Annotated in this window: 17 protein-coding genes and 3 tRNA genes; 5 read left to right on the top strand and 15 right to left on the bottom strand. The window is 68.5% G+C overall.

The genetic code is table 11. The features are described 5' to 3' along the window. Positions 1–168: 168 nt before the first annotated feature. The 10 genes from ACZYX4_RS09530 to ACZYX4_RS09485 form a co-directional block, all read right to left on the bottom strand. On the bottom strand, positions 169–780 hold the full coding sequence (locus ACZYX4_RS09530) for a hypothetical protein (RefSeq protein WP_463875335.1): 612 nt from the start codon (positions 778–780) through the stop codon (positions 169–171). After that, positions 777–1340 carry a DUF6286 domain-containing protein gene (locus tag ACZYX4_RS09525; RefSeq protein ID WP_463875569.1) on the bottom strand — a complete coding sequence of 188 codons (564 nt, stop codon included), beginning with the start codon at positions 1338–1340 and terminating at the stop codon, positions 777–779. The genes ACZYX4_RS09530 and ACZYX4_RS09525 overlap by 4 nt, the downstream gene beginning before the upstream one ends. A gap of 107 nt (positions 1341–1447) precedes the next feature. Beyond that, complete coding sequence (locus ACZYX4_RS09520) at positions 1448–1828, bottom strand: hypothetical protein (RefSeq protein ID WP_463875334.1); 381 nt, start codon at positions 1826–1828, stop codon at positions 1448–1450. Beyond that, positions 1825–2016 carry a hypothetical protein gene (locus ACZYX4_RS09515; protein WP_463875333.1) on the bottom strand — a complete coding sequence of 64 codons (192 nt, stop codon included), beginning with the start codon at positions 2014–2016 and terminating at the stop codon, positions 1825–1827. The genes ACZYX4_RS09520 and ACZYX4_RS09515 overlap by 4 nt, the downstream gene beginning before the upstream one ends. After that, positions 2013–2477 carry an Asp23/Gls24 family envelope stress response protein gene (locus ACZYX4_RS09510; protein WP_463875332.1) on the bottom strand — a complete coding sequence of 155 codons (465 nt, stop codon included), beginning with the start codon at positions 2475–2477 and terminating at the stop codon, positions 2013–2015. Before ACZYX4_RS09510 ends, ACZYX4_RS09515 begins: the two co-directional genes overlap by 4 nt. Positions 2478–2683: 206 nt before the next feature. After that, a tRNA-Phe gene (locus ACZYX4_RS09505) sits at positions 2684–2759 on the bottom strand. Between the two features lie 48 nt (positions 2760–2807). Continuing rightward, positions 2808–2881 (bottom strand) — tRNA-Asp (locus ACZYX4_RS09500). Between the two features lie 96 nt (positions 2882–2977). Continuing rightward, positions 2978–3050: transfer RNA gene (locus tag ACZYX4_RS09495), tRNA-Glu, on the bottom strand. A 158-nt stretch (positions 3051–3208) separates the two neighbouring features. Next, positions 3209–3847, bottom strand: a complete 639-nt coding sequence (locus ACZYX4_RS09490; RefSeq protein ID WP_463875331.1) for an FMN-binding negative transcriptional regulator — start codon at positions 3845–3847, stop codon at positions 3209–3211. Positions 3848–3903: 56 nt separating this feature from the next. Beyond that, on the bottom strand, positions 3904–4506 hold the full coding sequence (locus ACZYX4_RS09485; RefSeq protein ID WP_463875330.1) for a LysE/ArgO family amino acid transporter: 603 nt from the start codon (positions 4504–4506) through the stop codon (positions 3904–3906). A gap of 69 nt (positions 4507–4575) precedes the next feature. On the opposite strand from ACZYX4_RS09485, the gene ACZYX4_RS09480 reads away from it, so the two are divergent. The 4 genes from ACZYX4_RS09480 to ACZYX4_RS09465 all read left to right on the top strand — a co-directional run bounded on the left by ACZYX4_RS09480 (position 4576) and on the right by ACZYX4_RS09465 (position 7956). Then, positions 4576–5457, top strand: coding sequence for an ArgP/LysG family DNA-binding transcriptional regulator (locus ACZYX4_RS09480; protein ID WP_463875329.1), 882 nt, complete (start codon positions 4576–4578; stop codon positions 5455–5457). A gap of 98 nt (positions 5458–5555) precedes the next feature. Then, on the top strand, positions 5556–6548 hold the full coding sequence (locus ACZYX4_RS09475; protein WP_463875328.1) for a DMT family transporter: 993 nt from the start codon (positions 5556–5558) through the stop codon (positions 6546–6548). 21 nt (positions 6549–6569) lie between these two features. Beyond that, on the top strand, positions 6570–7031 hold the full coding sequence (locus ACZYX4_RS09470) for a metallopeptidase family protein (RefSeq protein WP_463875327.1): 462 nt from the start codon (positions 6570–6572) through the stop codon (positions 7029–7031). A 10-nt stretch (positions 7032–7041) separates the two neighbouring features. Continuing rightward, entirely contained in the window at positions 7042–7956 is a 915-nt protein-coding gene (locus tag ACZYX4_RS09465) for a cation diffusion facilitator family transporter (RefSeq protein ID WP_463875326.1), read from the top strand. 28 nt (positions 7957–7984) lie between these two features. On the opposite strand, the gene ACZYX4_RS09460 is transcribed toward ACZYX4_RS09465, so the two are convergent. The 4 genes from ACZYX4_RS09460 to ACZYX4_RS09445 form a co-directional block, all read right to left on the bottom strand. Continuing rightward, positions 7985–8734 (bottom strand): ABC transporter permease, encoded by a 750-nt coding sequence (locus tag ACZYX4_RS09460; protein ID WP_463875567.1) that lies wholly within the window; start codon positions 8732–8734, stop codon positions 7985–7987. A 175-nt stretch (positions 8735–8909) separates the two neighbouring features. After that, positions 8910–9881: an ABC transporter ATP-binding protein gene (locus tag ACZYX4_RS09455; RefSeq protein WP_463875325.1), complete on the bottom strand. Its 972-nt coding sequence runs from the start codon at positions 9879–9881 to the stop codon at positions 8910–8912. Positions 9882–9900: 19 nt separating this feature from the next. Continuing rightward, positions 9901–11061, bottom strand: a complete 1161-nt coding sequence (locus ACZYX4_RS09450; RefSeq protein ID WP_463875324.1) for a LolA family protein — start codon at positions 11059–11061, stop codon at positions 9901–9903. A gap of 180 nt (positions 11062–11241) precedes the next feature. Continuing rightward, entirely contained in the window at positions 11242–12279 is a 1038-nt protein-coding gene (locus ACZYX4_RS09445; RefSeq protein WP_463875565.1) for a universal stress protein, read from the bottom strand. A 481-nt stretch (positions 12280–12760) separates the two neighbouring features. Here ACZYX4_RS09445 and ACZYX4_RS09440 point away from each other — a divergent pair, with 481 nt between their 5' ends. Further along, positions 12761–13387 (top strand): FAD-binding protein, encoded by a 627-nt coding sequence (locus ACZYX4_RS09440; RefSeq protein ID WP_463875563.1) that lies wholly within the window; start codon positions 12761–12763, stop codon positions 13385–13387. Positions 13388–13521: 134 nt separating this feature from the next. Here the strand turns inward: ACZYX4_RS09440 and ACZYX4_RS09435 are convergent, their stop codons facing one another. Continuing rightward, positions 13522–14115, bottom strand: a complete 594-nt coding sequence (locus ACZYX4_RS09435; protein WP_463875323.1) for a copper resistance CopC family protein — start codon at positions 14113–14115, stop codon at positions 13522–13524. Between the last annotated feature and the right edge of the window lie 121 nt (positions 14116–14236).

The following is a 14236-nucleotide window of genomic DNA, read 5'->3' as shown; positions in this document are numbered from 1 at the left end:
ATAATCACCACCCGGCGTGAAATGCAAGCGTTTACATGGACCTTTACTGGAAGGAGACTCTTGTGCCACAGCCGGTTTTGTGTGCCAGCCCGCGCCGATTCAACGGAATCCGACGTCGGGGCGCCCCCACAGTGCCCGGCAAAAAATGCTACCGGAAGCTCACGCCGGTCAGCGGACCCGCTCGGCCCGACCAAACCTGGACCGGGCACCCGAGGCGATATGGATGAGTACCAGGGTGCGTTTTCCCAGCGCAACGTCGAGCGCCTCCACAAGGGCGGACACCTCGGCTGCGAGCCGGTGCGGGGCCACTCCATGGCGGGGCTGGATCCTGATTCGCAGGGCCGGTTCGCCGCGGAATTCATAGGTGGCAACGCTCGTGCCGGCCAGGTCCGGACGGTCTGCCAGCGCGGCCCGAAGTGCCTGCTCGGCTACTCCACTGCCGATCCTGACGCTTCCGGGCACCTCGCCCGGATCCTCGTCCGTTACCAGGAAGTTGGCCCGGCCCTTGCCCTGCTGGGCAACCCAGGCCACCATGGCACCAATCACGAGCAGCAGCACCAGGACCACGAAGATCCACAGCCAACTCTCCGCGCGCCCGGGGAAACGCGTGCGCTCAAAAAGGTCGCGCCAGATGCTCCAAACGCCGGCAGCCCAGCCCTGCCACCATTCGGCGACCGCGGGCACGCTCGCCAGCAGGATGAGCAGTATTCCGATGGCCAGGAGCTTGAAGCCGAGGACGCCGATCAGGATCCGGTTGAGGGTTCTGGGGGTGCCGTTCATGCGCCGACCACCCCAGCCGAGGCCACGTTGATCCGGACCTCCGGCGTCGGCGACAATCCCATGTCCCGGAGCTCATCCTGGACGGCTGCGAGGACGGCATCCCGTCTCAGCGGGATGCCGGAGGTGGGACGGACGTTGACTTCGACCCGCTGTCGGGACACTGTCACCATCACCTGTTCCTGGCTCACGTTGGCGGCCAGCCGTGCCCGCCGCGCGAGCGCGGAGGCTATCACTTCGTCGTCCACGACGACGGCGGCGCGGTTGTCCCGCAGGAGGTGGCGGGCACGTCGTCCCGGCAGCACCGCGTTCAGGACGAAGAACAGCCCTGCCATAACCAGCACCGCGCCCACGACGCCAAGCAAGAGCGGCCGGACCCCGTTCGGGAGCGCCACGGCCTGCTCCGCGGCTGTCTGCGGATCCACGAGCCAGGGCGGCTGGCCCAAGGCCCGGACTGCAGTTTCCAGCAGGGCGTAGACACACAGCGCAATGACGAGCACGGCGGCGATGATCGAGGCCACGGCCCGGGAGGAGTGGGTCTCGCGTCTGAGGACCTGGCCCATCCCCTCGACGTCCGTCCCGGCAGCTGACGGGTTGCCGGCGGACGGCGCGGCGCTGGGAGCGGGCGGTACGTGGTGTCCGCCGCTGGAGCGCCGGTCGGTGGAGTGGCTCAATGGACCCGCCGTCCTTCACTCACGCTGGCGCCGCTGATCCGGATGTCGACCCGGCTCAGCCGGGCACCGCTCAGCTCGGTCACGCGGCGCAGGATCTCAGCCTTGGCGGCCACGGACCGGTCCCAGACGGAGCCGCCGAAGCCCGCGACGCGTCCGGAGTCCCGCAGGACCGCGGTCAGGGGCGGGAGGGTGATGGGCGAGACCAGGGACAGCGCCAACAGCCCGTCGTCGTCGGACCACTCGGCCCGCACCTCATGCGGCGTGACGCCCAAGGCTTCTGCCGCGGCGGCCCGGGCCACGCTGGTGAGCGCCTGGGTGCTGATCCGGGTATGTCCAGCCATCGCGGCGGCGTGGACCGCACCAGCTGTCCCGCTCATGAGGAGGAACGCCGGCCTGTGAGGGCATCAAGCACGCTGCGCAGGTCCAGTTTCCCTTCCGCGGCGCGGCCCAGCAGGGCCCCGATCCCCATGAACAGCAGGGCGCCCAGGAAACCCCATACGCCGAACTGGAAGGACATGAACGCGACGAAGGCGCCCATTGCGATTCCCGCAACCGTCAGATTCACTGGATTGGCTCCCTTGAAGGCCGGGTCTCGGCCGGAGCACCGGGCTTCGCCGGGCCGGGCACGTAGACGTCGTTGATCTCGATGTTCACTTCGATGACCTGGAGCCCGACGAGTTCCTCGACCGCTGTGTACACGGCGGCGCGGATCTGGTCCGCCAGTGCGTGAAGGGGTGTGCCGTAAAGCGCCACCAGGTCAATGTCGACGGCTACCTGGGTTTCACCGACCTCGGCGCGGACTCCGGCGGCGTGGTCCGAGCTGCCGACGGCGTCCCGGAAGGCGCCGAGCGCGCGGGACGGGCCCGTCCCCAGGGAGTGCACGCCGGGGACTGAGCGGGCGGCGATGCCCGCGACCTTCGCGACGGCGGTGTCGGAAATGACGGTGCGGCCGGCACCGGGCAGCGGCAGGTCGGCGGCCAGCCCGGGCACCGGGGCCGCTGCTGGCTGGGAATTCTGGTATTCCATGAGGCACTCCCCTTCTCTTTGGAACCACCCTAGTACCTGCCACCGACAAGGTGGCCGCTGGGGAGGGGGATTAGCCGCCGTCGACGCCGTCGACCTGGCATCGGTTGCTCCATAAACGCCCTTTGCCCCGCCGGAAGGGCAGCTGCGGAGCAATGGAAGGGGTTAAAGAAGAAAAGCACCAGTTCCGAAGAACTGATGCTTCCCAGTGGTGGCTCCGACCGGCGTCGATCCGGTGACCTTTCGATTTTCAGTCGAACGCTCTACCAACTGAGCTACAGAGCCGAGGTGACATGTCACCATGAGAGCCGGAATTTCTTCTGGCAATCAGAGCGACCCTGACGGGACTTGAACCCGCGACCTCCGCCGTGACAGGGCGGCGCGCTAACCAACTGCGCTACAGGGCCTTACTGTTTTCTTGCTTCGCTGCAGTATCGCTACCGCAATTTTTCAAGGCCTTTAGCCTACCAGACTTTCACATCCGGCCTAACCAGTTCCTTGCGTACCCCCAACGGGATTCGAACCCGTGCCGCCGCCGTGAAAGGGCGGTGTCCTAGGCCGCTAGACGATGGGGGCCAGAACGCCATTCGGGTAAACACACGAAAACAAGAACAAAAATTCACGGGCCGAAGCCGATCGTTTTTGTCCTTTCGGGTTCCTCCGAACTGGACTATAAAACTATAAGGGCAGACCCCCGGATTATCCAAAATCGGCGGTTGCCGCCTCCTGGGCGTTCAGCTCCGGCGGCCCGGATCCTGTTGCGCCCGCTCCACGTCGCGAGCCGAATCGAGATCACCTTTGGCCCGCAGGCCAGCGATGACCCCGTCAACATCGGCGGCCGGCCGGTTCTGGCTCAGCTTCCGCTTCGCTTCCACCCGCGTGATGGCAAGTTCGATGCCGACAATGGCCCGGAGCTGCCCGGCGATGAATCGCGCCGGCGCATCGTCCACGGTCCAGGGCTTTGCCGACGCTGCTTCATGCATGGTGGTCAACCGCCGGACCAGGTCTTCCACCCAGACCGGGTCGTCATGGATGACCAGACGGCCATAGACGTGCGCCGTGGTGTAGTTCCAGGTGGGAACCACCCGGCCATGTTCGGCCTTGGACGGATACCACGCCGGAGAAATGTACGCATCGGGGCGGTGGATGATGACCAGGGATTCGCCCAGTACCGGCAGCTGCCACTGGTCGTTGTTGCGGGCAAGATGGCCCAGCAGTGCCCCGTGGTCGCCGGCTTCCGGGTCATGGACGAACGGCAGCAGCGTAGCGAGCAGCCCGCGCTCCGTCGAGGTCACCAGGTTGGCCGCACCCGGGTTCGCGAGAAGTTCGTTGATGGCGCCCTGGTCGGCGGCGAAATGCGAGGGGACGTACATGGGAGCTTCCTTTGTCGAGTTGTGTTGTGCTTTGTTGGGCGGGACGACTGACGGGCTCAGGCTACGAGCATGACAGCCAGGGCGACCATGACCAGGGCGATGCCGCCGTCGAGCACGCGCCAGCTGCCCGGCCGGGCGAACACCGGCGCGAGGAACCGGGCGCCGGTGCCGAGCGCGGCGAACCACGCGATGCTGCCCAGACCAGCTCCGCCGGCAAACCACCACCGCCCGTCCGCGCCGTGGGTGCCGGCCAGGGACCCCAACAGCAGGACGGTGTCCAGGTAGACGTGGGGGTTGAGCCAGGTCAGCGCGAGGCAGGTCCCCAGCGCGGCCACCCAGGTCCCCTTTTGCCCGGCCACCGGCTGGGACGCCTGCGTTCCGCGGACGGCCCGCAGTGCAGCCATCAGCCCGTAAGCCAGGAGGAAGGCGGCTCCGGCCCAGCGCACGACCTCGAGGACGCCGGGCGCCAGCTCGATGAGGACGCCCACCCCGGCCACGCCCAGCGCGATCAGCACGACGTCGGAGAGGGCGCACACGGCTACAACCAGCAGAACATGCGAGCGCTGGACGCCCTGGCGGAGCACGAACGCGTTCTGCGCACCGATGGCGACGATGAGGGACAGCCCGCTTGCCAGGCCCGAAAGGAGAGAGAGGATCACGGGTTCCACGCTAGAGAACCCCGGACCATGAAACCAGTTAATAATTGTTGGCCAACATAAGATGAGCTAATGATCGATATTCATCCGGACCAGGCCCGGACCCTGGCAGCCATCGTGGCGCACGGAAGCTTCGAGGCCGCCGCCGGCCACCTCCGGGTCACGGCGTCGGCGGTGAGCCAGCGAGTCCGCGCCCTCGAAGTGGCCGTCGGCCGGCCGGTGTTGAAACGGACCCGCCCCGTCGAGCTCACCTCCTCCGGCCACGCGGTGGTGCGCTTCGCCCGGCAGCTGGACATGCTCTCCGCCGATCTGGCCGAAGAGCTGCAGCCCGGCGCGCGGGACGCCGGCGTCCGGCTGACCCTGATCATCAACAGCGATTCCCTGCACACCTGGGCGCTGCCCGGGCTGGCCGCGGTGGCAGACAGGGTCCAGTTGGAGATTCTGCGCGAGGATCAGGACTACTCGCTGGAGCTCCTCCGCAGCGGCGCCGCAGCCGCAGCCATCACCACCACGGCGAAGGCGGCGCCGGGCTGTTCCTCCCGGCGTCTGGGTGTGATGCGCTACCTGCCGGTCTGCACCCCGGACTTCGCAGCCCGGTGGTTCCCCGGCGGGGCAACGGCCAAAACGCTCGCCGCCGCCCCGGTCATCATCTTCGACCGCAAGGACGACCTGCAGGACCGGTACCTGCGGTCAGTGGGCAGCGCAGCACTCCAGCCGCCCCGGCATTATGTCCCGGCAGCCCACGAGTTCGGCGAGGCCATCCGCTGGTCGATGGGCTGGGGGCTGCTCCCCGAAATCGAAGTGTCGGAGGAACTGAAGCGCCGCACACTGGTCTCCCCGGACCCCGCCGCGCACGTCGACGTGCCGCTCCACTGGCAGCAGTGGCGGCACGGATCGGCTGCCCTCGACGAGGTCGCAGCCGCAATCCAGGCCGCCGCCCGCCCGCTCCGGTGAGCCGCCGGGCGCGGCTGGGTCCCCGGTTGGCAGGAACTCGGCTGGACATGGCCGATTTCCGCCAGTCCCCGGGGCGCTGTCCGGACTAGATTGGCAGCATGGCCACAACCGCCCAGACAGGCTCCCCCCAGCCGGACAGCACGCACCCGGACGGCACCCACGAAGTGCCGCCGCACGCTCCCGCCCCCGTTCCCCCGCCCAGGACCCTGCCGCCGGGCCAGATCAGCAGGCTCGGCATCGCCGCCGTCGTGGTCACCGTGGTGCTGTGGGCGTCCGCTTTTGTGGGCATCCGGGCCGTGGGGCCGAGCTTCTCCCCCGGCTCCCTGACCCTGGGCCGGCTGGCGATTGCCGCCGTCGTTCTGGGCCTGGTGGTGCTGCCGCAACTTCTGGGGAACAGCCACCTCCCCCGGGGCCGTGAATGGTGGCCCATCCTGGCCTACGGTGTGATGTGGTTCGGCGGCTACAACGTGGCGCTGAACGCCGCGGAGCACCTTCTCGACGCCGGCACGGCCGCCCTGCTGATCAACGTCAACCCGATCCTGGTCGCCATCATGGCCGGCGTGATCCTCAAGGAGGGCTTCCCGCGCTGGCTGATTATCGGCAGCCTTGTGGCTTTTGGCGGGGTCGCGGTGATCGCCCTGGGCTCCGGCCAGCGGTCCGCGGCCGACGTCGCCGGGGTGCTGCTGTGCCTCCTGGCGGCGGCCCTCGCCGCGGTGAGTGTGATCGTGCAGAAGCCGGTGCTGCGGAAGATCCCCGCCGCCCAGGCCACCTGGTTCGGGATCATGGTCGGCGCCGTCTGCTGCCTGCCCTTCAGCGGCCAGCTGATCGCGGAACTGCAGGCGGCACCGCTGCCGGCCACCCTGGGCCTGGTCTACCTCGGCGTTTTCCCCACCGCTATCGCCTTCACCACCTGGGCCTACGCGCTGTCGCTGATCGACGCCGGCCGGCTCGCCGCCACCACCTATCTGGTGCCCGGCACCACCATCCTGATCTCCTGGCTGGTGCTCGGCGAGATCCCCACCGCCTGGGGGCTGGTCGGCGGCGCCGTCTGCCTCGTGGGGGTGGGGCTCACCCGGCGCCGGTCCCGCTGATTCGGCGCTAGAGTTTCAGCTATGCCCGTCTCCCTGCCGCCAGGCCTCCCGATCATTCCGACCGGCCCGGACGGCCCGGACGACGGCGGGAACGGCGCCGGCCATGACATCACGCCGTTCCCGATGTCCGAGACCGACTTCGAAGCCGCGGTCAACGACGCCCTGGACCGGATCCCGCCGGACCTCGCCAAGACGATGAACAACGTGGCCATCTTCATCGAGGACGACTACACGCCCCAGCCCGGCGACGATCCGGACACCGTGCTGCTGGGCCTCTACGAGGGCGTGCCACTGACCGAACGGGACTCATGGTGGGACGCCGGCTCCCTGCCGGACCGCATCACCATCTACCGCCAGCCGATCCTGGACATCTGCGAAACGCGTGAGGACGTCATTGACGAGGTGACCGTCACCGTGGTCCACGAGATCGCACACCACTTCGGCATCAGCGACGATCGCCTGCACGAGCTCGGCTGGGGCTAGCCTTGTAGGCATGGGACACGACCACTCACACGGCCTTACCGGCACTGCCAAGCACCGGAAGCGTCTGGTCGCCGTCCTGGCCATCACGCTCTCCGTCGTCCTGATCCAGATCGTCGGGGCGCTGGTTTCCGGGTCCCTGGCCCTGCTGGCCGACGCCGGCCACATGCTGTCCGACGCGGCCGGGGTGTCCATTGCCCTGATGGCCGCCTGGATTGCCGCCCGGCCGGCCAGCGACCAGCGCACCTACGGCTACCAGCGTGCCGAGGTGCTGGCTGCCCTGGCCAACGCCCTGGTGCTGATCGTGATCTCGGTGGTCATCTTCACCGAGGCGATCCGCCGGTTTGGCTCCACCCCCGAGGTGCAGACCGACGTTATGCTTTACGCCGCCGTCCTCGGCGCCGTCGCCAACCTCGTGTCCCTGCTGATCCTCCGCGGCGCCCAGAAGGAGAGCCTCAACGTCCGCGGCGCGTACCTGGAGGTCCTGGGCGACCTGCTCGGTTCCTTCGCCGTCATCGCCGCCGCCGTGGTCATCATGGTCACGGGCTTCCAGGCGGCGGACACCATCGCCTCGATCGTCATAGCGCTGATGATCCTGCCGCGGGCCTGGCACCTGCTCCGCGACGTGGTGGACGTGCTGCTCGAGGCGACCCCCAAGGGGGTGGAAGTGCAGATGATCCGCGAGCACATCCTTGCCGTGGAGGGTGTGGTGTCCGTGCACGACATCCACATCTGGACCATCACCTCCGGTGTGCCCGTGTTTTCCGCCCACGTGGTGGTGGAGGATACGGCCCTGGGTGCCCGCGGCGCCGACCAGATCCTGGACAAGCTGGTCAGCTGCATGGGCTCCCACTTCGACACCGAACACTGCACCTTCCAGCTGGAGCCGGTCTCCCACGCGGAGCACGAGTCACACCAGCACGCCTGAGCCCTGGATCACGGGCCGGAGGCCGGATTTAGGAAAGCACGTCCTTGGTGATGAACCGGCCGTAGGCGAGCGCACCGAACACGGCGACGTAGCCGCCCTGTAACAGCGCATTGCTGAGGAAGGAATCCCAGGCAATGGGCTGGCGCAGGAGGTCCGCGAAGTCCAGCCAGTAGTGGGTGAACAGCCACGGGTGCAGCCATTCCAGCTGCGGCAGGGCGTCGAGGACCTGCGAGACCACCGAAAGCACCACCGTGGACGCCATCGCACCCACGGGGACGTCCGTGAGCGTGGACGTGAAGAGCCCGATCGCCGACAGTCCCATCAGCGACACGGCAAGATAGGCGGCGATCAGCAGCAGACGCTGCAGTGCCTCAGCTGCCCCGATCGAATCCCCGGAGAGCAGCGTGACCGGCCCCACCGGGAAGAGCGCTGCACCGATGCCGGCCCCTACCAGCGCCACCACGAGCGGCGCCGCGATGGCGAAGGCCACGGCCCCGGCGTATTTCACGAGCAGCAGCCGGATCCGGCCCGCGGGCGCCACCAGCAGGTACCGCAGCGTACCCAGCCCGGCCTCGCCGGCCACGGTATCCCCTGCCACCACCCCCACGGTCAGCGGAAGGAACAGCGGGACGGAGACCAGCATGGCGGTAACGCCAACAAACAAGCCGTTCTGCGAAATTCGGTCCAGAAACGCCGGTCCCCGCCCTGGCGGCACCGCAGAGGACAGCCGCACTGCCACAGCGATCAGGATCGGAATGGCCGCCAGCGCGCACAGCATGGCCCAGGTCCGGCGGCGGCGGAAGAGCACGCCGAGCTCGGACGCGAGCAGACCGCGGCCCCGCTGCCCCCGCGGCGTGGACGCGGACGCAGCCGCGGGACTTCCGCCGGGTTTTCCGCCGGTGCCGTCACAGCTGCTTTCACCGGCCGGGGCTGATTCGCCGGGACTGGATTCCTTACTGGACAACGTCAAAGCCCTCCCCCGTCAGCGCCACGAAGCGTTCCTCGAGGCTGACCTGCTCGGTGGCGAAGCCCCGGACCCGGACGCCGGCAGCCACCAGGGCGGCCACCACCGCCTCCGGCGCCACGGCTCCATTCTCTGCCGCCGCGGGAAGCGGCGCGTAGAGCACTTCGCCGCCGCCGGGGAGTGCAGTGCTCAGGCCAAACCGGGCCAGCACTTCGGCCGCGGTCCCCGGGTCAGGCGTCAAGACCCGGATCCGCGCCTGCCCGCCCTGCCGCAGTTCCGCAAGGGTTCCCTGCGCCACCAGCCGGCCCGCACTCATGATGGCGGCGTGTGTGCAGATCTGTTCCACCTCGGCCAGCAGGTGGCTGGAGACAAACACGGTGGCGCCGTCGGCCGCGAGCGAGCGGACCAGGCTTCGGACCTCGCGGGTGCCCTGCGGATCCAGCCCGTTGGTGGGTTCGTCCAGGATCAGGAGGTCCCGGGGGGCCAGCAGGGCGTTGGCGATGCCGAGCCTCTGCTTCATGCCCAGCGAATAGGCCCTGACCTTTTTGTCGGCGGCATGCGTCAGTCCCACCCGTTCCAGCGCCGAGCGGACCCGCGCCTTCCGCGTGGCGGCGGGAACATGCTGGTCGGCGGCGTCGAAACGGTGCAGGTTGGCCGCGCCGGAGAGGAAAGGATAAAAGGCCGGTCCCTCAACCAGGGCACCCACCCGGGGCAGCACCCCGTGCAGTTGCCGCGGCATTTCCTCGCCGAGGAGCCGGACGGAGCCACCCGTGGGCGCGGCGAGCCCGAGCATGAGCCGGATCGTGGTGGTTTTTCCTGAGCCGTTGGGACCCAGGAAGCCAAAAACCGAGCCCTTGGGCACGGCCAAATCAACGCCGTCGACGGCAAGCTGGTGGCCGAAGCGCTTGCTGAGACCGGTGGTCTCGATGCTCAGTTCTGTCGCCGGCGCGGCGGCGGTCACTCGTTGGTCACCGGGTGGTTCACCGCGGCGTGGCCGCGGCCTGCAGCCGCTCCAACGGCACGGAACCGGCGAGGACACGCCCATCGTCGAGGATCAGCACATTCACCAGCGACGTCGACACGAGCCGCCCGCCGGGGACGGCGACCGCGGCCTGCTCCAGCAGGGCGGCAGCACCGGACCGGGTTCCTTCCAGGTCGGAGGGGCCGGGCCGCAGGGGGTTGGCGGCCGCAGGGTCCGGGGCTCCATCCTGAGACGGGGACTGGCCAGGCAGCGCCATGGCCCCGGCCGGGAATTCGAGCACCGAGGCCCACCCCGTGCCGGTGACGGTGGGCCGCTTCGCAGCCTTCGCCGCGGCAGCGTCCGACGGCGGCATGGCGGCGGCCGTGTGGTCCGGCAGCGGGATCTCCTCCACGGTGGCCCCGGGCGGCGGGGTGAAGTTGAAGATGGCGGAATCCGGGGCCTCAAGTGTGAGGCTCGTGTAGGCGACGCTGAAGGCCGGCTCGGCCTGTCCCCGCGCCATCACTTCGACGCCGAGCGGAAGTCCGCTTTCGCCGTCGACCGCAATGGCGACCGAATCAACCAGGGTGGCATCCGACGTCGAGGTCAGCATGAGATTGTAGGCTGCCCGTCCGGCGACCTGGACATCCGGTCCGACGGTCACCGCGGTGCTCGCGTCGAGTTTGGCGAGCAGCTTGTCGGCCACGTCCTCGGGGGTCGCGGCGGTTCCGGGGCGGGCTTCGTGGCGGCCGTCAGCATCGGCGGGCAGCAGGGCGTGGGCGGCCGTGTTGTCCTTGGAATTGTAGAACCAGAGCTCGTCACCGTTCCGGACCGCGTCCCGTTCCGCCATCCGGTCCATGATCTGCACCCGGGCCTTTTCCTTCCCGTCCAGGTAGACGCGGGCGGCGTGCGGTCCGGTCAGCAGCTCGAGCCAGGCCGTCTCCGGGGATCCCGCACCGGGTCGGGATGTCGGAAGTTCCGGCAGGCCGATCTCGGAGCTTTGTTCCAGCGTCCCGGACAGGGATTTCTCGCCGTGCTGGGCGATCATCAGCAAGACCTGCTGCGGGGACTTCTCCGGCAGCGGGTCCCCGGCGCTCGCGGGAAGGGATCCGGACAGGGCGCTGGCCGCGATCACGGCAGGCACCGCCACAGCGGGAATCCAACGCAACCATTTCCGCGTCATTGCGACAGCGCTCCAACCTCGTAGCTCATGACTTAACATTACGCCCGGAAGCGGCCCATTTCACCCCTCCCTTGCAGATTGGTTCAAGCGGCCGGCGGGCACGACGTGCCGGCCTGCAGCGCCTCAGGCTCCTTCCCGTCCGAGGTCCGGGTCTGGGGCCGGGTCCCGGCCCGCTCCGGGCTATGAATCACCGAGGATGGGTCCAAAGTTCACCCGGTCCGCCAGCCGGGGATCATCCCGGTCCGGGACCACCATGACGGGGCCCTTGGCGTGGTGCAGGATCCCGTCGGAGGTGGACCCGAGCAGCATCCCGGCGAAGCCGCCACGGCCGCGGGTGCCAACGACCACCAGTTCCGCATGCCGGCTGGCCTCGACGAGGATGTCCACGGGTGAGCCATCCACGAGCTCTGTTTCCACGGTGAGGTGCGGAAAGTGGCTCCTGATCCAGGCAGTGCCGGCCTCGAGCTGGACCCTGATGTCGGCGAAAAGCGCGTCTCGGTCCATCGGCGCGGGTACCCAGGCGAGCGAACCGTTGTACTGCGGGACGGCGCACACCACCCGCAGCGGTGCCGAGAGGCGCTCGGCCTGCGTCGCTGCCTCCAACACCGCCACCCGTGCCTGTTCGGAACCGTCGACCCCCACCACCACCACGTTGTCGACCGGGACGTGACCGGACTTCGCCCGCTCCGCGAGAACATGCTTGTCGTCGGTGGTTTCGCCGAGGCGGTCGGCGCAGATCAGGGGCACGGTGACCGTGGGGCATTTGGCGTGTGCGGGGAGGGCGCTGCTGACGGAACCGAGCAGCCGGCCGACGAAACCGCCCCGGCCCCGGGTGCCGAAGACCAGCAGCTCCGCGGTTTCGGACATTTCCAGCAGGACGCCGGAGGCATCGCCGTTCTCGACGGAGGCGTCGACGTCGATCAGGTATCCGGCGACCTTGTTCACGGCCTGCTTCAGGATCGCCTCCGCGCCTTCGCGGATCACCGAATCATCAACGGTGGCGTAACCGCCGTCGAGCCCTGACGCCGCGAAGATCGGAACGGAATAGGCAGTCACGATGTGCAACGGGCGATTGCGGCGTTCGGCTTCGCGGGCGGCCCACACCAGGGCGCACTTGCTGTGGTCTGAACCGTCGACGCCGACCACGATCCCCCGGGGAGCTGCCGATCCGCCGGGGGTGTCCCCTGCCGGATCCGGATGCACCTGTTCTCGGCCCATGGGGTCCGCCTCCTCGCGATTCTTGCCTGATGTTGCGGCCATTCTGCCAGACGTGTGCGCGTGCAGCGTCCATTGGCGACGCGCCCTAAGAATCTGCGGCTGGAACCCCTGGTCTTTACAACTATTCTCGGTTTCCGGGGAACTGGCAAGCGCGCGGGAGGAGCTCTGGGATGACAATCGTCATGCATGTTTCACCCAGTGTTGACACGGCCTCCGGCGGCCCCGGAGGCCGTGCTGGAAGCCCTCGGGGCCGCCCGAAAAGCCCAGGAATTCCGGGGCCGCCCATGTGGCGTCTGCTCTATCCAAGGCAGGAAATGTTAGGTAGTCTACGAGGCGTTGCTGAACCGAGACTCGTGTTTCAGAACGCGGATGCTGCTTATGATGCGTTGAGAGCAGGTGTTGGGGGGCGGGCAGCGGAATGCGTCCGGGGCATCGGCCCCGCGGCTGGCACCATTCGAGGAGGGACCCTGCAGTGTCGACCATGCCTATGTCCGGTGGTATCGAACGGACCGCAGCCGTCGTCATCGGCACCGGCCTGTCCGGGCTGGCGGTTGCCAGCGAGCTGCGGCGGCGTGGCGTGGACTCCATCATTGTGGACGGACTCGATCTGCTGGGCGCCGGGAATCCGGCCAACACTTCCTCCCTGCAACGCTGCGACGCTGCCGACGCCGCCAGCCTGCGGGAGCGCAACGAGATTCTCCGTCACCTGCGAAACTACGCTGCCAGCCACAAGCTGGACGTCCGGAACACTATCCGGGCCCTGCAGCTGGACCACGTTGACGCCGGCGCCACCGGACCCACCCAGCGCTGGGCCGTCCGTACCCCAGGCGGCGTCCTCCTGGCGGATCACCTCGTCCTGACCCGCTGTGCCCACAGCCAGCTGCGCCGGTTGCTCTCCGAGCTGGGTCTGACCGCGGGGGAAAACCTGATGGTGGCCATGCACGCCCTGGGGATGTACCTCGTGGGCGTGGGCGAGCCCATCACGCCGACGCCCAAGGAAGTGCTGCGCCAGGCGAAGGTTGTTGGCCAGGCGATCTCCGCCAAGGTCTACCCCGACGGCTTTCCCGCCGTCCTCCCGGGGTGCTACACCGTCGCCGCGCCGGCCTAAGGCTCGGATCACGGCTCGGATCAAGGCTGGGCGCACCGCCTCGAAGTCACGCGGCGACCGGAAGCAACGCGGGGTCAGTTACGGCCCATCAAAGGGCGCCGGATGGGCCCGGAGTGACCCCGCGTTGCTTCCGGTCAGCTTCGGGCATCCCTGCCGGAGCCCGATTTGAGCCTGCTCTTTGCCATCAGGCCCAGGACCACCAGGATGCCGACGGCCGTTCCCACAAAGACCACAATGCTCCAGGGGAACGGTTCCGCGGAGCTGGCCGGCTGCGCCGGCGCCTGCGTGATGCCCGGCTGGGCGGTTCCCATCGTGGGAGCCGCGGCAGCCGCCGTCGCGCCTGCGGCTCCGGCTGTGGCCGTGAACGTGAAGCTGCCTTCAATCGGGTGTGAATCCGAGCCGACGACGCGCCACACCACGGTGTAGGCCCCGGCCGGGGCGCCGGACTTGAGCTTCTGCGAGGCGACGTTGTCGACGATGTCGACGGCGCCGTCGGACCAGTTGGTGCCGGCTGCATCATTTACCTGCATCTGCGCCCCCAGCGCGAGCGGACTCTTGTTGAAGGTAACCGATACCTGCTCCGGCGGCGCCGCCACCGTTGCGCCGGAGGCCGGGCTGGTGGATGCGGCGGCATCGTGCGCCGAGGCTGGAGCAGCCGCGCCCAGCAGGGCGGCGGCGAGGATCGCGGCGCCCAGAAGGGCACTTAACAGCTGTCGGATGAGGCGCATGGAAAAGCTGCTCCTAGCCCGGGGTTTTCATGAGGGTGGGGCCGGTCGGGTGTGTTAAAGCAACGAAAGGTGCTTCTGAGCTGGGAAAATAGTGTTGTTGACGCACTGTTCCACCGGCTGA

The organism is Pseudarthrobacter leeuwenhoeki (assembly GCF_055412885.1).
This window is presented reverse-complemented; position numbering and strand designations above follow the sequence as displayed.